General features: G+C 58.0%; 22 protein-coding genes and 4 tRNA genes. 16 read left to right on the top strand and 10 right to left on the bottom strand.

Annotation, left to right across the window (positions count from 1 at the left end; translation table 11 throughout):
* Nucleotides 1-37: 37 nt before the first annotated feature.
* Nucleotides 38-910: a LysR family transcriptional regulator gene (locus tag AD669_RS17040; protein WP_053121838.1), complete on the top strand. Its 873-nt coding sequence runs from the start codon at nt 38-40 to the stop codon at nt 908-910.
* 190 nt (nt 911-1,100) lie between these two features.
* Nucleotides 1,101-1,331, top strand: coding sequence for a hypothetical protein (locus AD669_RS17035; RefSeq protein WP_053121836.1), 231 nt, complete (start codon nt 1,101-1,103; stop codon nt 1,329-1,331).
* Between the two features lie 367 nt (nt 1,332-1,698).
* Here AD669_RS17035 and yegQ read toward each other — a convergent pair whose 3' ends face one another.
* Nucleotides 1,699-3,036 (bottom strand): tRNA 5-hydroxyuridine modification protein YegQ, encoded by a 1,338-nt coding sequence (yegQ, locus tag AD669_RS17030; RefSeq protein ID WP_053121834.1) that lies wholly within the window; start codon nt 3,034-3,036, stop codon nt 1,699-1,701.
* A gap of 193 nt (nt 3,037-3,229) precedes the next feature.
* Between yegQ and AD669_RS17025 the strand changes: the two genes are divergently transcribed.
* The gene (locus AD669_RS17025; RefSeq protein WP_053121833.1) at nt 3,230-4,291 is read left to right on the top strand and encodes an AI-2E family transporter; all 1,062 of its coding nucleotides are present in this window, start codon (nt 3,230-3,232) and stop codon (nt 4,289-4,291) included.
* Here AD669_RS17025 and AD669_RS17020 read toward each other — a convergent pair.
* From AD669_RS17020 to AD669_RS17010, 3 genes are all read right to left on the bottom strand, one after another.
* Nucleotides 4,288-4,470, bottom strand: coding sequence for a hypothetical protein (locus tag AD669_RS17020; RefSeq protein WP_053121830.1), 183 nt, complete (start codon nt 4,468-4,470; stop codon nt 4,288-4,290). The genes AD669_RS17025 and AD669_RS17020 overlap by 4 nt on opposite strands.
* Before the next feature lie 103 nt (nt 4,471-4,573).
* A complete protein-coding gene (locus AD669_RS17015; protein ID WP_053121828.1) occupies nt 4,574-4,768 on the bottom strand; it encodes a hypothetical protein in 195 nt (64 codons plus the stop codon).
* 224 nt (nt 4,769-4,992) lie between these two features.
* The gene (locus AD669_RS17010) at nt 4,993-5,346 is read right to left on the bottom strand and encodes a hypothetical protein (RefSeq protein WP_053121826.1); all 354 of its coding nucleotides are present in this window, start codon (nt 5,344-5,346) and stop codon (nt 4,993-4,995) included.
* A 257-nt stretch (nt 5,347-5,603) separates the two neighbouring features.
* Between AD669_RS17010 and AD669_RS17005 the strand changes: the two genes are divergently transcribed.
* A complete protein-coding gene (locus tag AD669_RS17005; RefSeq protein WP_053121824.1) occupies nt 5,604-6,422 on the top strand; it encodes a shikimate 5-dehydrogenase in 819 nt (272 codons plus the stop codon).
* A gap of 190 nt (nt 6,423-6,612) precedes the next feature.
* Nucleotides 6,613-7,131, top strand: coding sequence for a cupin domain-containing protein (locus AD669_RS17000; RefSeq protein WP_053121822.1), 519 nt, complete (start codon nt 6,613-6,615; stop codon nt 7,129-7,131).
* A 135-nt stretch (nt 7,132-7,266) separates the two neighbouring features.
* Here AD669_RS17000 and AD669_RS16995 read toward each other — a convergent pair whose 3' ends face one another.
* A complete protein-coding gene (locus AD669_RS16995; protein WP_053121820.1) occupies nt 7,267-7,914 on the bottom strand; it encodes a YceH family protein in 648 nt (215 codons plus the stop codon).
* A gap of 126 nt (nt 7,915-8,040) precedes the next feature.
* Here AD669_RS16995 and AD669_RS16990 point away from each other — a divergent pair, with 126 nt between their 5' ends.
* Nucleotides 8,041-8,550: a DUF1993 family protein gene (locus tag AD669_RS16990; protein ID WP_053121818.1), complete on the top strand. Its 510-nt coding sequence runs from the start codon at nt 8,041-8,043 to the stop codon at nt 8,548-8,550.
* Nucleotides 8,551-8,874: 324 nt separating this feature from the next.
* On the opposite strand, the gene sstT is transcribed toward AD669_RS16990, so the two are convergent.
* Nucleotides 8,875-10,107: a serine/threonine transporter SstT gene (gene sstT, locus AD669_RS16985; RefSeq protein WP_053121816.1), complete on the bottom strand. Its 1,233-nt coding sequence runs from the start codon at nt 10,105-10,107 to the stop codon at nt 8,875-8,877.
* Nucleotides 10,108-10,444: 337 nt separating this feature from the next.
* Between sstT and AD669_RS16980 the strand changes: the two genes are divergently transcribed.
* The gene (locus AD669_RS16980; protein ID WP_053121814.1) at nt 10,445-11,608 is read left to right on the top strand and encodes an MFS transporter; all 1,164 of its coding nucleotides are present in this window, start codon (nt 10,445-10,447) and stop codon (nt 11,606-11,608) included.
* On the opposite strand, the gene nhaR is transcribed toward AD669_RS16980, so the two are convergent.
* Nucleotides 11,603-12,502: a transcriptional activator NhaR gene (nhaR, locus tag AD669_RS16975; RefSeq protein ID WP_053121812.1), complete on the bottom strand. Its 900-nt coding sequence runs from the start codon at nt 12,500-12,502 to the stop codon at nt 11,603-11,605. The two genes, AD669_RS16980 and nhaR, sit on opposite strands and share 6 nt — an antisense overlap.
* Before the next feature lie 236 nt (nt 12,503-12,738).
* Between nhaR and AD669_RS16970 the strand changes: the two genes are divergently transcribed.
* Together AD669_RS16970 and AD669_RS16965 are read left to right on the top strand one after the other, a co-directional pair.
* The gene (locus tag AD669_RS16970; RefSeq protein WP_053121810.1) at nt 12,739-12,981 is read left to right on the top strand and encodes a hypothetical protein; all 243 of its coding nucleotides are present in this window, start codon (nt 12,739-12,741) and stop codon (nt 12,979-12,981) included.
* 30 nt (nt 12,982-13,011) lie between these two features.
* Entirely contained in the window at nt 13,012-13,761 is a 750-nt protein-coding gene (locus AD669_RS16965; RefSeq protein WP_053121808.1) for a TerC family protein, read from the top strand.
* A gap of 170 nt (nt 13,762-13,931) precedes the next feature.
* Here AD669_RS16965 and AD669_RS28620 read toward each other — a convergent pair whose 3' ends face one another.
* Nucleotides 13,932-14,099, bottom strand: a complete 168-nt coding sequence (locus AD669_RS28620) for a hypothetical protein (RefSeq protein ID WP_172680126.1) — start codon at nt 14,097-14,099, stop codon at nt 13,932-13,934.
* Nucleotides 14,100-14,333: 234 nt separating this feature from the next.
* Between AD669_RS28620 and AD669_RS16960 the strand changes: the two genes are divergently transcribed.
* From AD669_RS16960 to AD669_RS16950, 3 genes are all read left to right on the top strand, one after another.
* Nucleotides 14,334-15,005 (top strand): peptidase C39 family protein, encoded by a 672-nt coding sequence (locus AD669_RS16960; RefSeq protein ID WP_053121806.1) that lies wholly within the window; start codon nt 14,334-14,336, stop codon nt 15,003-15,005.
* A gap of 89 nt (nt 15,006-15,094) precedes the next feature.
* Complete coding sequence (locus tag AD669_RS16955) at nt 15,095-15,301, top strand: DUF6021 family protein (RefSeq protein WP_053121804.1); 207 nt, start codon at nt 15,095-15,097, stop codon at nt 15,299-15,301.
* A gap of 12 nt (nt 15,302-15,313) precedes the next feature.
* The gene (locus AD669_RS16950; RefSeq protein ID WP_053121802.1) at nt 15,314-15,520 is read left to right on the top strand and encodes a hypothetical protein; all 207 of its coding nucleotides are present in this window, start codon (nt 15,314-15,316) and stop codon (nt 15,518-15,520) included.
* Nucleotides 15,521-15,728: 208 nt separating this feature from the next.
* On the opposite strand, the gene pbpG is transcribed toward AD669_RS16950, so the two are convergent.
* Nucleotides 15,729-16,667 (bottom strand): D-alanyl-D-alanine endopeptidase, encoded by a 939-nt coding sequence (gene pbpG, locus AD669_RS16945; RefSeq protein WP_053121800.1) that lies wholly within the window; start codon nt 16,665-16,667, stop codon nt 15,729-15,731.
* 230 nt (nt 16,668-16,897) lie between these two features.
* Nucleotides 16,898-17,752, bottom strand: a complete 855-nt coding sequence (gene folD / locus AD669_RS16940; protein WP_053121798.1) for a bifunctional methylenetetrahydrofolate dehydrogenase/methenyltetrahydrofolate cyclohydrolase FolD — start codon at nt 17,750-17,752, stop codon at nt 16,898-16,900.
* 276 nt (nt 17,753-18,028) lie between these two features.
* Here folD and AD669_RS16935 point away from each other — a divergent pair.
* The 4 genes from AD669_RS16935 (at nt 18,029) to AD669_RS16920 (ending at nt 18,506) form a co-directional block, all read left to right on the top strand.
* Nucleotides 18,029-18,105 (top strand) — tRNA-Arg (locus AD669_RS16935).
* Nucleotides 18,106-18,137: 32 nt separating this feature from the next.
* A tRNA-His gene (locus tag AD669_RS16930) sits at nt 18,138-18,213 on the top strand.
* Nucleotides 18,214-18,270: 57 nt separating this feature from the next.
* Nucleotides 18,271-18,355: transfer RNA gene (locus AD669_RS16925), tRNA-Leu, on the top strand.
* A gap of 75 nt (nt 18,356-18,430) precedes the next feature.
* Nucleotides 18,431-18,506 (top strand) — tRNA-His (locus tag AD669_RS16920).
* The last annotated feature ends 186 nt before the right edge of the window (nt 18,507-18,692 follow it).

The raw sequence follows: 18,692 nt of genomic DNA, 5'->3' as shown, positions 1-18,692 counted from the left end.
ATCTCGCATGAGCCATTAGAAAAATTTGGGACTGGGCATGATTCGACCGCAATTGCCGCTGAACGCACTGCGCGCATTCGAAGCTTCAGCGCGTCATCTGAGCTTCACTCGCGCGGCGGTGGAGTTGTGCGTGACCCAGGCTGCCGTCAGCCATCAGGTCAAAAGCCTTGAGGCGCAACTCAACGTAACCCTGTTCAAACGCCTGCCCCGTGGGCTGATGCTGACCGGCGAGGGCGAAACGCTGTTGCCGGTCTTGAGCACGTCGTTTGATCACATCGCGCAAATTCTTGAACGCCTCGCCGACGGCCAGTACCGCGAAATGTTGACCGTGGGCGCGGTCGGCACGTTCGCCGTGGGCTGGTTGTTGCCGAGGCTGGCGGACTTCCGGGCGAAACATCCGCTTATAGATTTACGGCTGTCGACTAACAACAACCGTGTCGATGTCGCGGCGGAAGGGCTGGATTATGCGATCCGCTTCGGCGCGGGAGCGTGGCATGGCATTGAGGCGACACGCTTGCTCGACGCGCCGCTGTCGGTGTTGTGCGTGCCGGAAATCGCCCGGCAATTGCACGCACCTGCGGATTTGTTGCAGCAGACGTTGTTGCGTTCCTATCGCACCGATGAATGGCCGGAATGGTTTCACGCGGCCGGCATGGCGACCCACGCAGCACCGCCGCAGAGCATCGTGTTCGACTCGTCGCTGGCGATGATGGAAGCGGCGTTGCAGGGCAGTGGAGTGGCATTGGCGCCACCACTGATGTTCGCCCGGCAACTGGCGGCGGAGGCGATCTGCCAGCCGTTCGCGATTGAAATCACCACCGGCAGTTATTGGCTGACACGTTTGCAATCACGCCCGGAAACGGCGGCGATGGAAGCCTTCAAATCATGGCTGCAGAACGCTTCCTTGTAGGAGCAAAGCTTGCTCGCGAAGACGGCAGCGGATTCAACCATGATGTCGTCTGCCAGGACGCTTTCGCGAGCAAGCTTTGCTCCTACAGGTCATGGTTTGCGCCGTTGGTCTGTTCGATAGCACCCGCCGTGCGCCACCGTTTCCAACGTGTACGACCCGGGCTTTCCGGGCCTCCTTGGTGAGGTGTGTCATGGCTAACGATCTGCTGTTTCAGGGTGGTGTACTTCCAACCGATCCAACCCAACCGGTGCCCGGTACCGATGAGCCGACACTGGGAGATCATGATTCACCGATGGGCATGCCACCAGGGCGCGATCCGCTGAGCGATGGCGACCGGCCTGACGACTGGAAGGATCCGGCTGCCGACGACGATGTGCCGCCAGCGGATGAGCCAACGCCGTTGTCGGATGATCGACGTTAACTGATGGGCTGTTTGTCCCGGCCTCTTCGCGAGCAAGCTTTGCTCCCACAATGAACAGTGGCATCACCACTGACTTGTAGGAGCCGAGCTTGCTCGCGAAGGCGGCATCAGCCCCAACATCCATCAACGATCAAACCCAGCAGTCCGCTCCATCACTCCTGCCGCTCACCTAACCCCACCCACGCCAGATACGTGAGCAGTACACCCGGCGCGAGAGGCGTTTGTGGCGATGTTGCGGGAGGAATTCACTTAGGCTTTTGATCTCCGTAGGAGCTGCCGAAGGCTGCGATCTTTTGACGTTGCCTGTAAAAAAGATCAAAAGATCGCAGCCTTCGGCAGCTCCTACAAGAGGGCGTTTGCAGGGCTTTCAGGCCACCGCCAAATCCCGCATCAACAAGCCAAAGCGCAAATCCACCGCATCCGGAATCGGCAAATACACCGTATGCCCATCCCCCGGCGCCACCTCGATCGCGCCGCCCTGAGCGTTGTGCAACTCATGCAGATCAAAGTGAAAGTTGCCCTTGGGCGTCATCAATTCCAGATGATCACCGACCGCAAAACGGTTCTTCACCTTGACCTCAGCCAGCCGATCACGCCGCTCCCCGGTTAGTTCACCGACAAACTGCTGACGCTCCGACACCGAGCTGCCGTGCAGATAATTCTGATACTCGTCATGCACATGCCGGCGCAGAAAACCTTCGGTATAACCGCGCTGGGCCAGTGACTCCAGATCCGTCATCAAGCTGCGATCGAACTCGCGCCCGGCCACCGCATCATCAATTGCCCGTCGGTACACCTGCGTGGTGCGCGCGCAATAGAAGTGCGATTTCGTCCGACCCTCGATCTTCAGCGAATGCACGCCCATGCGCGTCAACCGCTCGACATGCTGCACCGCGCGCAGATCCTTGGCGTTCATGATGTACGTGCCGTGCTCATCCTCGAACGCCGGCATCAACTCATCCGGGCGATTGGCCTCCTGCAATAGAAATACCTGATCGGTAGGCGCGCCCATACCGAGGGTGGGCTCGGGCTCAAAGGTCTGCACGATCTCGCCGAGCTGATTTTCCGTGGCTTGCTGCGCCGAGTATTTCCAGCGGCAGGCGTTGGTGCAGGAACCCTGATTGGCGTCGCGCTTATTCATATAGCCCGACAACAGACAGCGTCCGGAATAAGCCATGCACAACGCACCGTGGACGAAAACCTCCAGCTCCATGTCCGGCACCTGCTCGCGAATCTCGCCGATCTCTTCCAGCGACAATTCCCGCGACAGAATGATCCGGCTCAGCCCCTGCTGCTGCCAGAACTCCACGCTCGCCCAGTTCACCGTGTTGGCCTGCACCGACAGGTGAATCGGCATCTGTGGGAAGTGCCGACGCACCAACATGATCAGCCCCGGGTCGGACATGATCAGCGCATCCGGCGCCATCTCGATCACCGGCGCCAGATCCTTGAGGAAGGTTTTCAGTTTGGCGTTGTGCGGCGCGATGTTGACCACCACATAGAAGCGCTTGCCCTGCGCCTGCGCCTCTTGAATGCCCAGCGCCAGATTGGCGCGATCGAATTCGTTGTTGCGCACCCGCAGGCTGTAACGCGGCTGGCCGGCATACACCGCATCGGCACCGTAGGCGAAGGCGTAACGCATGTTTTTCAGGGTGCCGGCGGGAGCCAGCAGCTCGGGCGTGGCGAGGGGCAGGGTAGGCGTCATGGTGGAGTCGGTCGCAAAAGCCCGGCAGGTTAGTGCAGACGTCGGTGCGGGTTATTGATCTGCGTCTACGTTTGCGCGGCAGGTGGCGCACGCCAATCCCCAACTATGCTCAATAAATAAAGATGGCACTCGCGCGCGCGCCGGCTGACTAAGCATCGGGGCGTGCATGGCGCCTGACTGACATGGATCGGACATGAACGCAAAAAGTCTTCAATTCAAATCGCTGACAGTGCTGCTGCTGTTGGTCACCGTGGCCTTTATCTGGATTCTGTTGCCGTTCTACGGCGCGGTGTTCTGGGCGGTGATTCTCGGGATTCTGTTTGCGCCGATGCAGCGCCGCATACAGGCGAAATTCGGCTGGCAGCGCAACTTCACGTCGCTGTGTACGCTGAGTATCTGTCTGGTGATCGCAATTTTGCCGGTGATCATTCTCAGCGTGTTGCTGGTGCAGGAAGGCGCGACGGTCTACAAAAACATCGAAAGTGGCGAGTTGGACATCGCGGCGTATCTGGCGCAGTTCAAGCACAGTCTGCCGCCGTACTTTCAACATTTGCTTGATCGCTTCGGCATGGGCGAGCTCAACGGTTTGCGCGAGAAAATCGTCAAAGCGGCGATGCAGGGCAGCCAGGTACTGGCCAGTCAGGCCTTCAGTTTTGGCCAGGGCACGTTCGAGTTTGTGGTGAGTTTTTTCATCATGCTGTACTTGCTGTTCTTTTTCCTGCGCGACGGTGCCGAACTGGTGCGTAAAGTGCGCATCGCTGTGCCGCTGGAGGAAAACCACAAACGTCGCTTGCAGCTGAAATTCAACCGCGTGGTGCGGGCGACGGTGAAGGGCAACCTGGTCGTGGCAATCACGCAGGGCGCGTTGGGCGGGGCGATTTTCTGGTTTCTCGATATCCCCAGCGCGTTGCTATGGGCGGTGTTGATGGCGTTTCTGTCGCTATTGCCGGCGGTGGGCGCGGGGATTGTCTGGGCGCCAGTGGCGGTGTACTTCCTGCTCAGCGGGATGATCTGGCAGGGCGTGGTGCTGGGGTTGTTCGGAGTGTTTGTGATCGGTCTGGTGGATAACGTGTTGCGACCGATTCTGGTCGGCAAGGACACACGCATGCCCGATTACATGATTCTGATCTCGACCCTGGGCGGTCTGGCCGTGTTTGGCCTCAATGGTTTCGTGATCGGTCCGTTGATCGCTGCGCTGTTTTTGTCGAGCTGGGCGCTGTTCATTGAGACCAAGCCGAAGGTTCAGCTGCCTTAAGCGTGGAACGGCGCGCTGGCGAGTTTCTCAGCCTGCGCCTGAGCGGCTGGCAATGAAGCGAGCGGGCCGCTGATCGGTTCGCCGTTGCGCATCAGGTACCAGCAGGCGAGCAAACCCGACGCTCTGAGCGAGGCGGGAACGGCGCTGCCGATAACGGACATGATTTGAACCTGAGTCATGACAAGTACCTCCAGTGATCTATGGAGCTACCTTAGGGACTCGACGGTTTAACGGACAATCAACGTTTTCGATAGTGGTCATTGACGCCAATGAGGTTTGGCGTCAGTCCACCACTTGATCGAGCATGTGCATGACTTCGCGCTCATTGAGCAGGCCCTTGTGCACCAGATTCTCTGCCAGTAACGAGAGAAACTTGGCGCAGCGGTGACCTTCCAGGTGCTTGAGTTCGGTGAGGGTGTTGTACACCTTGCCCGAGGTGCATAAACCGACAATGCGGTGGGGGTTCTGTGTTGGCATGGCTCGTCCTTGTTTTTATCAACCTGTTGTTTACGGACGGATTCAGCTTGCGGTTCCGTCATGACAAAAAGATGACCGTTGTGTGTTCAGCCTCAACGATTCCTGATTGATCATGACGACTTTAGCCTTTGAAACTGTCCTCACAGCGACCTTGACGAGATTTTTTCAGACGATGGCCGACAAACGGTCAAAAAAAAGCCCCGCTTGAATAGCGGGGCTCTGGTTTACCAGCGACCGTAATGCGGAGGATACGGACGACCGTAATAGCCGCGTGGTGGCCCGTAATACACCGGGGCCGGCACGTAAACCGGTTGTTGCACATAAACCGGCGCCGGTTGGTAGTAAACCGGTGGTGGCGGTTGTTGCACATACACCGGAGGCGGTGCGGCATACACCGGCGCTTGCTGCACGTACACCGGACGGTTCTGGTTGATAAGCGCCGAGCCAATGATGGCCGAGCCAACGATTGCGCCAAACACCGCAGGGCCTTGCCAGTAATTGCCACCGTGGGCTTGCGCTTGCCCCGTAACAGCAAAAGCACCGATCAACAGGGCCACTATGGGGAGTTTACGAATCATGATAATTCCTCGGTTCTTCAACCCGTCGTCCAGGCCTGCAATAGGCTCATGAACGTCACGGGGATACTTCTAAGACAGCGAAATTCTGAAATTCAGCACAGCCGCCAGGTAAATTTTGTGTAAGGTCTGTACCGGTTTCTTTACCGGGCATTCGACCCTTGTGGCGAAGCCTGTGCAGACACATCGATATGATCGAACAGACCCGATGGAATGGCTAATCCCGTCCATCCGAAAGTGCGTTTAGAAGGAGAAGTTTCATGCAGATGAACCCGAACAAAGACACCCAATTGTGCATGTCCCTGTCCGGGCGCCCCGGCAACTTCGGTCTGCGGTTTCACAACCATTTGTATGAGCAGTTAGGCCTGAATTTCTATTACAAGGCGTTCAGCAGCCAGGATCTGACCGGCGCTGTCGGCGGCATTCGTGCGTTGGGCATTCGTGGTTGCGGCGTGTCAATGCCGTTCAAGGAAGCCTGCATTGCGCTGGTCGATGAGCTGGATGCGTCGGCGGCGGCGATCCAGTCGATCAACACCATCGTCAACACCGCCGGGCATCTCAAGGCTTACAACACCGATTACATCGCCGTGGCGCAGTTGCTGGAAACCCACGCCGTGCCGAAAGAATCGACATTCGCCCTGCGCGGCAGCGGCGGCATGGCCAAAGCGGTGGCCAGTGCCCTGCGCGATGGTGGATACAAAAACGGTCTGATCGTGGCCCGCAATGAACGTGCCGGACGTGCGCTGGCGGACTCGCTCGGTTATCGCTGGCAGGCAGAATTGGGCGATGAACGGCCACAGATGCTGATCAATGTGACGCCGGTGGGCATGGACGGCGGGCCGGAGGCGGGGCAACTGGCGTTTGAGCCTGAGGTGATCAAAGCGGCCCAGACGGTGTTTGATGTGGTGGCGATTCCGTCGGAGACGCCGTTGATCGTGCGTGGTCGCGCGGAGGGTAAGCGGGTGATTACCGGGTTGGAAGTGATCGCGATTCAGGCGCTGGAGCAGTTTGTGCTGTACACCGGGGTGCGGCCGAATGAAGAGCAGTTTGCGGCGGCGGTGGCGTTTGCGCGTAGCTGATTGCACGGTTTTGTAGCGGCCTCACCGGCCTCATCGCGAGCAGGCTCACTCCTACAGGGGAACGCATTCCAATTGTAGGAGTGAGCCTGCTCGCGATGGCCGCGAGACGGTTCCAGATCAGACTTTTGCCTATACTGCTCATCCAGCAAGCACAGACTTGCCCCCAATAAAAACCATGACCGAGGCCCCCATGCATCCGCCCATCCTCAACCTGCATCAGGTCGTACTCGAACCCTTGCCCGAAGCTCTCGCCCCTGAAGGCGAAACCGCGGGCCGCTATCAGCAACGCATGGCGCGGGTCGGTCAGCAGCTTGGCTCACAGAAACTCGGCTATCGCCTCTACGCCTTGCCACCCGGCATGCGCGGCAGTCCGTTTCACAGCCATCGGGTCAACGAGGAAATGTTCTACGTGGTGGCCGGGGAGGGCGAGGTGCGTCTTGGTGCCGAACGCTTTCCGATTCGCGAGGGTGATGTGATTGCCTGTCCACCGGGTGGACCGGAGAAGGCGCATCAGATCATCAATACCAGTCAGGCTGAATTGCGTTATCTGGCGGTGAGCACCCAGCAACAGCCGGAGATCTGTGAGTATCCGGATTCGAATAAATACGCGGTGATGGATAACTTCACGGTCGATGCCGAGGGCAATGCCTCAGGTTTCGTCGCCGTGGCGCGGCAGGCGGATGGCGTGGATTACTGGGACGGCGAATAATCCCAGGATCTGAAACCTGATGAATAACCCCTGTGGGAGCGAGCTTGCTCGCGAATGCGGTGTGTCATTCAAAAATGATGTAGCTGACACAACCTCTTCGCGAGCAAGCTCGCTCCCACAATAAAATGGTGGTGATTATTCGAGGCGCGCCAGGCGCTCTTCCAGCGCGGCAATGCGTGCTTCCAGCTCTTCAATACGCTCAAGCGAAACACCGCCACTCGCACCACGTTCCTGCGGATTACTGCGCGCCGCCAGAATCGCCTCGATATCCGCCGGATCGCCCAGCGCATGGGTATAGCGATCCTCGCGCTGCCCGGCCTGACGTGGAATCAACACCGCCAACCCGCGCGCGATCAGGCGCTCAAGTTGATGCACCACCTGCTCGGCATCTTCGAAATCGTGCATGCGGCCGCTGCGGGTCAGCAGTTCGTTGACGGTTTGCGGGCCGCGCAGAAACATCAAACCACTGAGAATCACCTGCGCCGGCACCAGTTCCAGCGCCTTGTCGATCTTGTGCTCCCAGCGGTCGGCGCGGCTGCCCATGACCAGTTTGGCAAAACCGCGACCTTCGAGGGCGCGCAGGCTCTGTCCGACCTGGCCCTGGGTCAGGTTCATCACCGGTTCGCGGCTGGTTTTCTGGTTACACGCCGTGACCAATGCGTTGAGGGTCAGCGGATAGGTTTCCGGGCTGGTCGCCTGTTTCTCGATCAACGAGCCGAGGATGCGGATTTCCGTGGCGTTGAGCCGTGGCTCGTCGAAGGTGGATTCTGGTTCTGTGGTCATCGCGCGTTCCCTCTGCAGTCGAAGCCGCCTAGCCTAATCCTTGCCAAACAAAAGGCAAGCCGTGCGGTCATCAAAGCATGGCTATAATCGCCTCCTTGTTCCACCCAGCCACCACACGAGACTGCCATGACCATTTCCCTGTACGCCGCATCCGTCCCGGTTTTTCAACAAATGCTCAACGCCCTGAGCGATGTGCTGAAAAAGGCTGAAGCCCACGCCACCGAGAAAAACATCGACCCGAACGCGTTCCTGCAAGCGCGTCTGTTCCCGGACATGTTCCCGCTGACCCGTCAGGTACAGATCGCCGTCGATTTCGCCAAAGGCGTTTCCGCGCGTCTGGCTGAAGTCGAACTGCCGAAATATGACGACACTGAAACCTCCTTCGCCGAGCTGCAAGCCTTGATCGCCAAGGTCTTGGCCTTCATCGGCGAGATCAAGCCAGAGCAGATCGATGGCAAGGAAGGCATCGAAATCGTCACCCGTCCGGGCACGCCGAAAGAGAAGCGCTTCAGCGGTCAGTCGTACTTGCTGACTTACGGCCTGCCGCAGTTCTTCTTCCACGTCACCACCACGTATGCGCTGCTGCGTCATAACGGTGTGGAAGTCGGTAAGCGCGATTACATGGGCGCGTTCTAAGCGGCCAGAAGCCCCTCACCCTAACCCGCTCCTGGAGGGAGAGGGGACTGACGGAGTTGTGTGTTCGAGCTGCACCGACCTGAAATATCAAGTCGAACACTCGTTTTGAACAGCGCACAGATCAGCTCCCTTTCCCCTCGCCCCCTTGGGGGAGAGGGTTGGGGTGAGGGGGAAAAGATCTCCGCCACAAAAAAGCCCGCCAAGGTTCACACCATGGCGGGCTTTGTTTTTTGTAGGAGTGAGCCTGCTCGCGATAGCAGTGTGTCATTTAACGATGATGTTACTGACACAACGCCATCGCGAGCAGGCTCACTCCTACAGGGGTTATGCGGTGCGTTGGGCTTTCTCTTCTTCACCCAGGCAAGCCGCTGCGGTAAACAGCACGTCCGTCGACGAATTCAACGCCGTCTCCGCCGAATCCTGCAACACGCCAATAATGAAACCGACCGCCACCACCTGCATGGCAATCTCGCTCGGAATCCCAAACAGGCTGCACGCTAGCGGAATCAACAGCAGCGAACCACCCGCGACACCCGAAGCGCCGCACGCACAAATCGCCGCGACCACGCTCAGCAGAATCGCTGTCGGAATGTCCACGGCAATGCCCAGTGTGTGCACCGCCGCCAGCGTCAGCACGGTAATGGTGATCGCCGCGCCGGCCATGTTGATGGTCGCGCCGAGCGGGATCGACACCGAATAGGTGTCTTCATGCAGGCCCAGACGCTTGCTCAATTCCAGATTGACCGGAATGTTCGCCGCCGAGCTGCGGGTGAAGAATGCGGTGATACCGCTTTCGCGCAGGCACATCAGGGTCAGCGGATACGGGTTGCGACGCAGTTTCCAGAACACGATCAGCGGGTTCATCACCAGCGCCACAAACAGCATGCAACCGAGCAGCACGGCCAGCAGGTGCGCATAACCGATCAGCGCGCCGAAACCCGAGGTCGCCAGCGTCGACGCCACCAGACCGAAAATACCCAGCGGTGCGAAGCGAATCACCACGCGCACGATCAAGGTCACGCCGTTGGACAGGTCTCCGAGTACTACGCGGGTGGTGTCGCCGGCATGCCGAATCGCCACGCCCATGCCGATCGCCCAGGCCAGAATGCCGATGAAGTTGGCTTCGATCAGCGCCTTCACCGGGTTTTCCACCACGCTCAACAACAAGCTCTGCAGCACTTCACCAATACCGCCCGGCGCCGTCACCGCGACGTTTTCGGTGGACAGCACCAGATGCGATGGAAACGCCATGCTCGCGACCACGGCCACTACGGCGGCGGCGAAGGTGCCCAGCAAGTACAGGAACAGAATCGGGCGAATATGGGTTTCCTGACCGTGTTTGTGGTTGGCAATCGAGGCCATCACCAGCACGAACACCAGAATCGGTGCGACGGCTTTCAACGCCGAGACAAACACTTTGCCGATGAACGCTGTGTCTTTCGCGACTTCCGGGGCGAACAGCGCCAAAGCGATACCGGCGATCAGGCCGATGAGGATCTGCGCGACGAGGCTCAGGTTCTTCAGGCGTTGCAATAGAGAAGGGGAGGAAGCAGTCATAACGGCATCTCTGATTTTTTATAGGCGCAAGGTTGAGTGACCGCGCTGGCAAATTCGGGGGCAGACCAGCGTCACGAACCGAAAGGGTGAGGCGATATCAACGCCGTTAAACGGGCGGTTGATCAGGGGTGTACGTTTTTCAGGGCGCGGACTTTATCACAGCGTAGGCGTTATCCTTCAGGCGTGTGACGATCTGCCACCCGATTGGCGGGCAAAGTCGGCAGGTTTGTGCAAGTCACTGCGGACACACTCTGTTAAGATTGCGCATCCTAATTTTAAAGTTCTGCCAGCGGGCCCTCGGGTCAACGCTGGTGTCGTCGTTTTGCTGGAGTTACCCATGCTGTTACCCATCCTTCTGTTGTCCGCCGCCGGTTTTACGGTGCTGACCACGGAATTCGTCATCGTCGGTTTGCTGCCGGCGATCGCTCGCGACCTTGAGGTCAGCATTCCGCAGGCCGGGCTGCTGGTCACACTGTTCGCGTTCACGGTGGCGCTGTTCGGGCCATTCCTCACCGCGTATTTCGCCCGATTTGAACGGCGCAAGTTGTTCATCAGCATCCTGATCATGTTCGGCATCGCCAACACCGTTGCAGCATTGGCGCCGAATATCTGGGTGATGGCGTTTGCCCGATTGATCCCGGCCCTTGGTTTGCCGGTGTTCTGGGCTTTGGCCAGTGAAACAGCGGTGGACATCGTCGGCCCGGATTTCGCCGGTCGCGCGATTGCCAAGATCGGTTTCGGCATCGTCTGCGCCACGGTATTCGGCATTCCGGTCGGCACGCTGATTTCCGATGCGTTCGGCTGGCGCAGTGCCTTCGGCATTCTCGCGGTGATCGCGTTTGCCAAGGCTTTGCTGCTGTTTGTGTACCTGCCGAAAACCAGCCTGCACCAGCATCAGGTCAGCTTCGCGTCGCAATTCAAGATCCTGCGCAGCCCGCTGATGATCGGCCACATCGTCCTGTCGATTCTGGTGTTCAGCGGCATGTTTACCGCTTACACCTATCTGGCCGACATCCTTGAGCGCCTCGCCGGTTTCAACGGCACCGTGGTCGGCTGGTGCTTGATGGGCTTCGGTGCGGTCGGGCTGATCGGCAACTCGCTGGGCGGTCGCGCAGTGGATAAGCACCCGCTGGGCGCGTCGGTGTTGTTCTGCGCATTCATGATTGCCGGCATGGTCTCGCTGGTGCCGAACATTCATTCGCCAGTGGGCCTGGCGGTGGCGATGGGTATTTGGGGTATTACCCAGGCAGCGTTGTTCCTGGTCAGCCATGTGCGCCTGATGAAAGCCGCACCAAAAGCACCAGCCTTTGCTGCCTCGTTGAATATTGCCGGGGCCAATCTGGGGATTGGCCTGGGCGCCATGGTCGGTGGTCGGGTTATCGACGGTGCAGGTCTGGGCTTTCTCGGTTTTGCCGCCGCCGGTTTCATTTTGTTGTCGGTGTTTCTGGCCATGGTGTTGATGACGCTGAAGCCGCGCGAAGTCTGCGCCGAAGCGTCATAACGCGGTAAACAACTCGCGTCGGGCACCTTCGGTAATCGCAACGATGCCGGGGTGCTTGACCTTGCGCTCCACCGAAATGGCGTAGAACGACTCGGTCACCGCGTCGGTCTGGCCAATCAACTCGACGCCGTATTGGCGCTTCACTTCATCGGCAATCACGCTCGGGCCAATAAAAATCCCGCTGCCGGATTGGCCGAATGCCTGCATCAAGGCACTGTCATCAAACTCCCCAACGATTTGCGGCTGAATCTGCTGCTCGGCAAACCAGCGTTGCAAACGGCTGCGCACCACGGTTTCGGCGCCGGGAATCAATAGCGGCGCACCGTGCAGGCTGCGTGGGAAATCCTGACCGTACTTCGCCGCCAGTTCGGCGGTGGCGAAGAAACTGATCCCGCATTCCCCCAGCTTCTGGCTGTAGCCCTTGATGTCGAGGTGCGAGGGCATCGGGCTGTCGGAAATCACCAGATCCAGACGCTGGATCGCCAGGTCGGCGAGCAAACGTTCGAGTTTGTCCTCACGGCAGGTGATGCGCAGCGGTTCGCCGAGCTCCATGGTCGGCGCGATCAGGCGATAAACGATGGATTTCGGCACCACGTCCGCCACGCCAACGCGGAACAGAATCTGCTGTTCGTTGGGCTGCGCGCGCAGCATCAGCTCCAGTTCGCCGCCGAGTTGAAACATCTGCTCGGCGTAGGGCAGGGCCTGGCGCCCGGCTTCGGTCAACTCCAGTTGACGACCCACGCGCCGAAACAACTCTATGCCGTAAGTTTGTTCGAGCAGGGAAATCTGCCCGCTGATGGTCTGCGGCGTCAGGTTCAGCTGCTCGCACGCACGCACGATGCTGCCGGTTTTGGCCACGACCCAGAAGTAATGCAGTTGTCGGTAATTGAGCATCCGCCGCGCCCCCGTGTAGGCGCTGCCGAAGGCTGCGATCTTTTGACTTTTTTTTAAAAAGCCAACATCAAAGGATCGCAGCCTGCGGCAGCTCCTACATTGAATAGTGTGTGAGTTCGTAAAAACCGAAGTATAGCCGCTAAAAATACGAATTTTCCTGAAGTGTTCACCTCCCTAGAATGCCCAGCCATCGACGGCCGGTCTGTGAGCCTGTCTGTTTATTCGAAGGAAGCCTCATGAAATTCAAAAGCACTGCACTGTTGATTGCGTCTTTACTGGTTCTGGCCGGTTGCGATCAAGCCGAAAAAAGCGCCCAGCAACTGATGGGCAAAGCCGCCGAAAGCGCGAAACAGGCGATCGACGACACCCATAAAGCTGCCGAGCAAGCGCTCAGCGACGCCACCGGCGGGCTGATCGAGAAAAAACCAACCCCGGAAAAAGACTCGGACGAATCCGAATCTTCCTCCAAGACCATCTAATTTAGTCACACGAAGAGTCAGGACTGACCCATGGAATATTTGTTAGAACTCGCCGCCAGCCCGACCGCCTGGGTTGCTTTGGCCACACTGGTGGTGATGGAAATCGTGCTCGGCATCGATAACCTGATCTTTATTTCGATCCTGACCAACAAGCTGCCTAAGCAGTACCAGCAGAAGGCCCGCCGCATCGGTATCGGCATGGCGTTGATCCTGCGTCTGGCGCTGTTGAGCACCATCGCGTTTATCGTGCAGTTGACGGAACCTGTGATCGACATCCTCGGCCAGGCCTTCTCCTGGAAGGACATGATCCTGATTGCCGGTGGTCTGTTCCTGGTCTGGAAAGCCACGACCGAGATCCATCACAGCATGGATCCGGCACCGGAAGATCCAAAGTCGGCCACGTCGACCGTGACGCTGGGCTTCGCGGCTGCGATTGGTCAGATCCTGTTGCTTGATATGGTGTTCTCGATCGACAGCATCATTACTGCGGTCGGCATGACCGAACATTTGCCGATCATGATCATCGCAGTGGTGGTGTCGGTGCTGGTGATGTTGCTGGCGGCTGATCCGCTGGCCAAGTTCATCAACGACAACCCGACTGTGGTGATGTTGGCCCTGGGCTTCCTGATCATGATCGGTATGACCCTGATCGCCGAAGGCTTCGGCGCCCACGTACCGAAAGGTTATGTGTACGCGGCCATGGCGTTCTCGGCGGGTATTGAGGTGCTGAACATGTTGTCGCGTCGTGCCAAGCAGAAGAAACTTGCTGCGCAGGCTTAACCGCTGACCATGCAAAAGGCCGCCTGAACTTCATAAGTTCAGGCGGCCTTTTTGCATCCTGTAGGAGCTGCCGAAGGCTGCGATCTTTTGATCTTCAACGTCAAAGGATCGCAGCCTTCGGCAGCTCCTACAAAGTCCAATTGCGTTTTCTTTCCGAAAAATCCCTTGGGTCAGTGCGCGGTCGCGTGACGGGTGGGGTGTTTCTCGACTTTCTCAACCTTCGCAGGCTCAACCGGATGATGGTGCCGCCGCGAAATCCGCAACACCCCCCACAGCATGGCCGCGGCCACGGCCAGCCAACCGGCAATCAACATCACAATGGTCATGGTCAGGCTCATCAGTGCCTCCTCTTTGCCCTGCGTCGGGCTCACTCTTTTTCAATTCGCTCTGTTTCACTGACAGTCTAGTTGCCCGGGTGTTACACGCTATTGACCAAAGGTCGGTGATGACCAATCAGTTTGCTCTATGCAATCGCCGCCCCTGCGGTTTAAGGCTATACCGCAGCGGTTTGCCGCCCTATGATCGGTGACCTTGCCGGAACACGATGACCGGCGTTTGAACAGAGAGCGACGATGGTGCAGGTATTTTCTCGAGTGTGTGCGGCGCTGTTGGTGGCTGGCTGCGTGGCTGCATTGACGGGGTGTGCGGGCAGTGTGGCGCCGGAGGTCAAGCGTTTGCCGGAGCGTGTCGAACTCAGTGGCAGGTTCTATCGGGGGCAGGCCTTCCAGAGCGGGCCGCAGGTATTGGCCAGTCTGCTGTCGCAGCAGGGCGTGGTGATTACGCCAGGTCTGCTGGAAAAACCGCTGCATGTGCCGGGCGCTGAAGACAAGTTGCAGCAGAACATTCAGAACCTTGCCCGTGAATACGGCATGGTGGTCTATCCGCTGGACAGCAATCTGCCCGCGCTGCTGACTCAAGTGGCGGCCGGTTACCCGGTAATGGTGCGTTTTAGCGAAGGCTCGGCGTTCTGGGCGGAACCGCGTTACGCGATCCTTTCCGGCTACGACCGCAATAAACAGAAAGTCCTGCTGCGTGCCGGCATGAACCGTCGCGAGTTGATGGACTTTGCCTCCTTTGAATCAGCTTTCGAAAAATCCGGCGGCTGGGCAATTCTGATTCAAAAACCGACGCAGATTCCCGCTGCGGTGGATCGTGCGCGTTGGCTCAAAGCGGCCGATGAACTGGCGCAAGCCGGTCAGGAAAACGAAGCGACGCAGGCGAAAAAGGCCTTGGCGGCACACTAGTTCTCCGTTCGTCATCTGCCGGGCACGTCTGTGTCCGGCAAGCCTCTTACCTCTATAACCCGATTTCGCGGGTGAATCAGGAGGCAAGCATGGCAGAGTCCACATCCCCAAAAGGCCCGCATTCATCTGAGCATTCCTCGGGTGATGACCTGGGTTTCGATCCCGATTCGCCGGATCTTGACGACCCGCAAGTCGATCCCGTTGGCCCGGCCAAAGCGCCGAAAGACGTGAAGCCCGGCGACGACGACAAAAAACCGGCCAAACCCTACGACCCGTTAGCCAATCTGAAACCTTGATGCGAGGTGCGTATGAGTACCGATTCAAGCTTCGATGATCAAAAACCTGACAGCGTACCGACGACGCCTGAGCCTGAAGTTGATCCGGTGCTGGATCCGGACAGCCCGCTGCGCGATCCGCTGGCCCGGCCGAATGTGCTGACGCCGGATCTGGAACGGGATCCGAGCAAGGGAGATGGCATACCTGATGATGAACAGATGCCGTTGCCGAATGATTGAGGTCTCTCAGATTTAGTGAGATCTAAATGTGGCGAGGGGATTTATCTGTGGTGAGAGGTTTATCTGTGGCGAGGGGATTTATCCCCGATGGGTCGCGAAGCGGCCCCCGCTTTTGATTTAAAAGAAGGGCCTGCTGCGCAGTCCATCGGGGATAAATCCCCTCGCCACAGATAAATCCCCTCACCACACGTAGCGTAAATCCAGTGTCCTACTTCGAAGCCTCAACCACGCCACTCTGGCGATTCTTCAGGTTCTTGTCGGCCTTGTACTGCTGTGCCACCGCCGGAACACTGGCACTGCGCCCAGTCTCAACCCAGCTACGAATCCGGCTCGCATCGGCAAAATGCGTGTACTTGCCGAACGCGTCCAAAATCACCAGCGCCACCGGGCGATTGCCCATGCGCGTCACCAATACCAGGCAGTGACCAGCAGGATTGGTGAAGCCGGTTTTAGTGATCTTGATGTCCCAGTCAGCCTTGTTGACCAAATGATCGGTGTTACGGAAACCCAAGGTGTAATTAGGTTTACGGAACGACACGGTCTTTTCCTTGGTGGTCGTCAGTTCAGTGAGGATCGGGTGCTTGCTCGCTGCGACCAACAACTTGCTCAAATCGCGCGCCGTGGAAACGTTACGCTCGGACAAACCGGTCGGCTCGACGTAGTGAGTGTTGGTCATGCCCAGCGCCTTGGCCTTGGCGTTCATCGCCGCGATAAAGGCTGCATAACCGCCCGGATAATGATGCGCGAGGCTGGCGGCGGCACGGTTTTCCGAAGACATCAAAGCGATCAGCAGCATCTCGCGGCGCGGCAGTTCACTTTTCAGTTTGACTCGGGAGAACACGCCTTTCATCTCTGGCGTGTTTTTGATGTCGACATCGATCCATTCGTCCATGTTCTGTTTGGCTTCAACCACCACCAGGCCAGTCATCAGCTTGCTGACGGAAGCGATCGGCACGATCACGTCAGGGTTGCTGGAATAAATGACTTTGTTGGTCTGCATATCCATGAGCAGGGCGCTGCCGGAAGCGATCTTCAGGGTCGAAGCGTCACGCGGGGCAGCGGTGGTTTCCGCAGCGTTGATCGTTGGCGTGATGAATGTGCCTGTGAAAGCAAAAAACAGGCTCAGAATCGAAAGACGAATTTTCACGCGGGCGAACTCATAAAGGTTGGATATTCCGTTAGTTTGTAACGGGTTATTTCTTCAAAGCGTCGCATTCTAGGAGTATGGCTGAAGATCTGTCGATGGTTGTTTGAGTGACCTGAAAATCTCGTGAAAAGGCCTGTAAAAAGAGGGGTTTCCGGCGAACGGTTATAGTTTTTTCTCGAATACGAAAAACCCCGCACGGGGCGGGGTTTTGATGCTGCGAAAAAACCGTCTTAAGCGTGCAGGGTTTCTGCTGCGTAGAGGGTGTTTTCCAGCAGGCAAGCACGGGTCATCGGGCCAACACCGCCCGGGACTGGCGTGATCCAGCCAGCGCGGGGCAGGGCGGTTTCGTAAACAACATCGCCGACCAGTTTGCCGTCGTCCTGACGGTTGATGCCGACGTCAACGACGATCGCGCCTTCCTTGATCCATTCGCCCTTGACCAGGCCCGGCTTGCCGGCGGCCACGACCACCAGATCAGCACGGCCGACGTGGCCGGCAAGATCCTTGGTGAAGCGGTGGGTCACGGTCACGGTGCAACCGGCCAGCAACAGTTCCATCGCCATCGGGCGGCCGACGATGTTGGAAGCGCCAACGACCACGGCGTCCAGACCATAAAGATCAACACCGGTGCTTTCCAGCAGGGTCATGATGCCTTTAGGCGTGCACGGGCGCAGCAGCGGGATGCGCTGGGCCAGACGGCCGACGTTATAAGGATGGAAACCGTCGACGTCTTTGTCCGGGCGGATGCGCTCCAGCAATTTGGAGGCGTCTAGGTGCTCAGGCAGCGGCAGTTGCAGGAGGATGCCGTCGATCGCAGGGTCGTCGTTGAGGCGATCGATCAGATCGGTCAACGCTTGTTGCGTGGTTTCGGAGGGCAGGTCGTAGGCTTGAGAGAGGAAGCCGACCTCTTCACAGTCTTTACGCTTGTGCGAGACATAAACCTGAGAGGCAGGATCGCTGCCGACCAGGATCACCGCGAGGCCGGGAGTGCGCAGGCCTTGCTGGCGACGCTCGGCAACTCGTTTGGCGATCTGCTGGCGCAGGCTGGCGGCGATCGATTTGCCGTCGATTAGTTGTGCAGTCATTGCGCGTGATTAACCATCGAGAGGGGAAAAAAAGAGAACGCATTCTCTCATGTCGGGCGGTGAGGGCAAAGGCGCTTGGTCAGCAAATTCCCCTAACTCCTTTAATTAAATGAATTTTTTTCAAAAAGGATTTGACGACCTTCGGAGCGCTCTATACTATTCGTCGCACTTGTCGGGCACAGCCTAGCACTGGTTAAGAAGGTCGAGCAGGATTACGGTTTTGCGAAGACTGGAAAGCACTTAGTTTGTAGTTCTTTTAGAGTACAGATTAATAAGGCGCCCGTAGCTCAGCTGGATAGAGCATCCGCCTTCTAAGCGGATGGTCGCAGGTTCGAGTCCTGCCGGGTGCGCCATTAGGCAGCTTTGGCACAAGTAACGCGATATGGTGGGCGTAGCTCAGTTGGTAGAGCACGGGATTGTGACTCCCGTTGTCGTGGGTTCGATCCCCATCGTCCACCCCATATTTCGAAAGGCGCCAGATGTAACAGTCTGGCGCCTTTGCTTTAAAAGCTTCATCCGCGGATGTGGTGGAATTGGTAGACACACTGGATTTAGGTTCCAGCGCCGCGAGGCGTAAGAGTTCGAGTCTCTTCATCCGCACCAAACAAGCTTCATTCATGCCGTTGGCTTGATGAGGTTCAACAAAGAAGTTAAATGGCTTTTTTGTTACGCAATATGGTGGGCGTAGCTCAGTTGGTAGAGCACGGGATTGTGACTCCCGTTGTCGTGGGTTCGATCCCCATCGTCCACCCCATATTTCGAAAGGCGCCAGATTTAACAGTCTGGCGCCTTTTTTGTTTTAGCGGTTTGAGAAATCGGCGACCGCGGTTTTCGGGTCGCAGGGCAGGGCGTTTCGTCGTATTGATGTTTCTGGATGATGCCGCGCTGCCCGCCGGTCTTGCTTGCAGGGTCGGCCGTCAGGGAATGATCGGCATCCCTT

Source organism: Pseudomonas sp. P1.31 (genome assembly GCF_001269815.1).
GTDB classification, from domain to species: Bacteria; Pseudomonadota; Gammaproteobacteria; order Pseudomonadales; family Pseudomonadaceae; genus Aquipseudomonas; species Aquipseudomonas rustica.
Note: the sequence above shows the minus strand (reverse complement) of the source record. Positions and strands in the feature narration are given on the sequence as shown.

Excerpts from the sequence above, each read along its gene's own strand:
- AD669_RS16950 (WP_053121802.1), top strand. The coding sequence starts at position 15,314 with ATGAGTACCGATTCAAGCTTCGATGATCAAAAACCTGACAGCGTACCG.
- AD669_RS16995 (WP_053121820.1), bottom strand. The coding sequence starts at position 7,914 with ATGACCACAGAACCAGAATCCACCTTCGACGAGCCACGGCTCAACGCC.
- AD669_RS17005 (WP_053121824.1), top strand. The coding sequence starts at position 5,604 with ATGCAGATGAACCCGAACAAAGACACCCAATTGTGCATGTCCCTGTCC.
- AD669_RS16970 (WP_053121810.1), top strand. The coding sequence starts at position 12,739 with ATGAAATTCAAAAGCACTGCACTGTTGATTGCGTCTTTACTGGTTCTG.
- AD669_RS17035 (WP_053121836.1), top strand. The coding sequence starts at position 1,101 with ATGGCTAACGATCTGCTGTTTCAGGGTGGTGTACTTCCAACCGATCCA.
- AD669_RS16990 (WP_053121818.1), top strand. The coding sequence starts at position 8,041 with ATGACCATTTCCCTGTACGCCGCATCCGTCCCGGTTTTTCAACAAATG.
- AD669_RS17010 (WP_053121826.1), bottom strand. The coding sequence starts at position 5,346 with ATGATTCGTAAACTCCCCATAGTGGCCCTGTTGATCGGTGCTTTTGCT.
- nhaR (WP_053121812.1), bottom strand. The coding sequence starts at position 12,502 with ATGCTCAATTACCGACAACTGCATTACTTCTGGGTCGTGGCCAAAACC.
- sstT (WP_053121816.1), bottom strand. The coding sequence starts at position 10,107 with ATGACTGCTTCCTCCCCTTCTCTATTGCAACGCCTGAAGAACCTGAGC.
- AD669_RS16965 (WP_053121808.1), top strand. The coding sequence starts at position 13,012 with ATGGAATATTTGTTAGAACTCGCCGCCAGCCCGACCGCCTGGGTTGCT.
- AD669_RS17040 (WP_053121838.1), top strand. The coding sequence starts at position 38 with ATGATTCGACCGCAATTGCCGCTGAACGCACTGCGCGCATTCGAAGCT.
- AD669_RS16955 (WP_053121804.1), top strand. The coding sequence starts at position 15,095 with ATGGCAGAGTCCACATCCCCAAAAGGCCCGCATTCATCTGAGCATTCC.
- AD669_RS17015 (WP_053121828.1), bottom strand. The coding sequence starts at position 4,768 with ATGCCAACACAGAACCCCCACCGCATTGTCGGTTTATGCACCTCGGGC.
- AD669_RS28620 (WP_172680126.1), bottom strand. The coding sequence starts at position 14,099 with ATGAGCCTGACCATGACCATTGTGATGTTGATTGCCGGTTGGCTGGCC.
- AD669_RS17020 (WP_053121830.1), bottom strand. The coding sequence starts at position 4,470 with ATGACTCAGGTTCAAATCATGTCCGTTATCGGCAGCGCCGTTCCCGCC.
- AD669_RS17000 (WP_053121822.1), top strand. The coding sequence starts at position 6,613 with ATGCATCCGCCCATCCTCAACCTGCATCAGGTCGTACTCGAACCCTTG.
- AD669_RS17025 (WP_053121833.1), top strand. The coding sequence starts at position 3,230 with ATGAACGCAAAAAGTCTTCAATTCAAATCGCTGACAGTGCTGCTGCTG.
- AD669_RS16960 (WP_053121806.1), top strand. The coding sequence starts at position 14,334 with ATGGTGCAGGTATTTTCTCGAGTGTGTGCGGCGCTGTTGGTGGCTGGC.
- folD (WP_053121798.1), bottom strand. The coding sequence starts at position 17,752 with ATGACTGCACAACTAATCGACGGCAAATCGATCGCCGCCAGCCTGCGC.
- AD669_RS16980 (WP_053121814.1), top strand. The coding sequence starts at position 10,445 with ATGCTGTTACCCATCCTTCTGTTGTCCGCCGCCGGTTTTACGGTGCTG.
- yegQ (WP_053121834.1), bottom strand. The coding sequence starts at position 3,036 with ATGACGCCTACCCTGCCCCTCGCCACGCCCGAGCTGCTGGCTCCCGCC.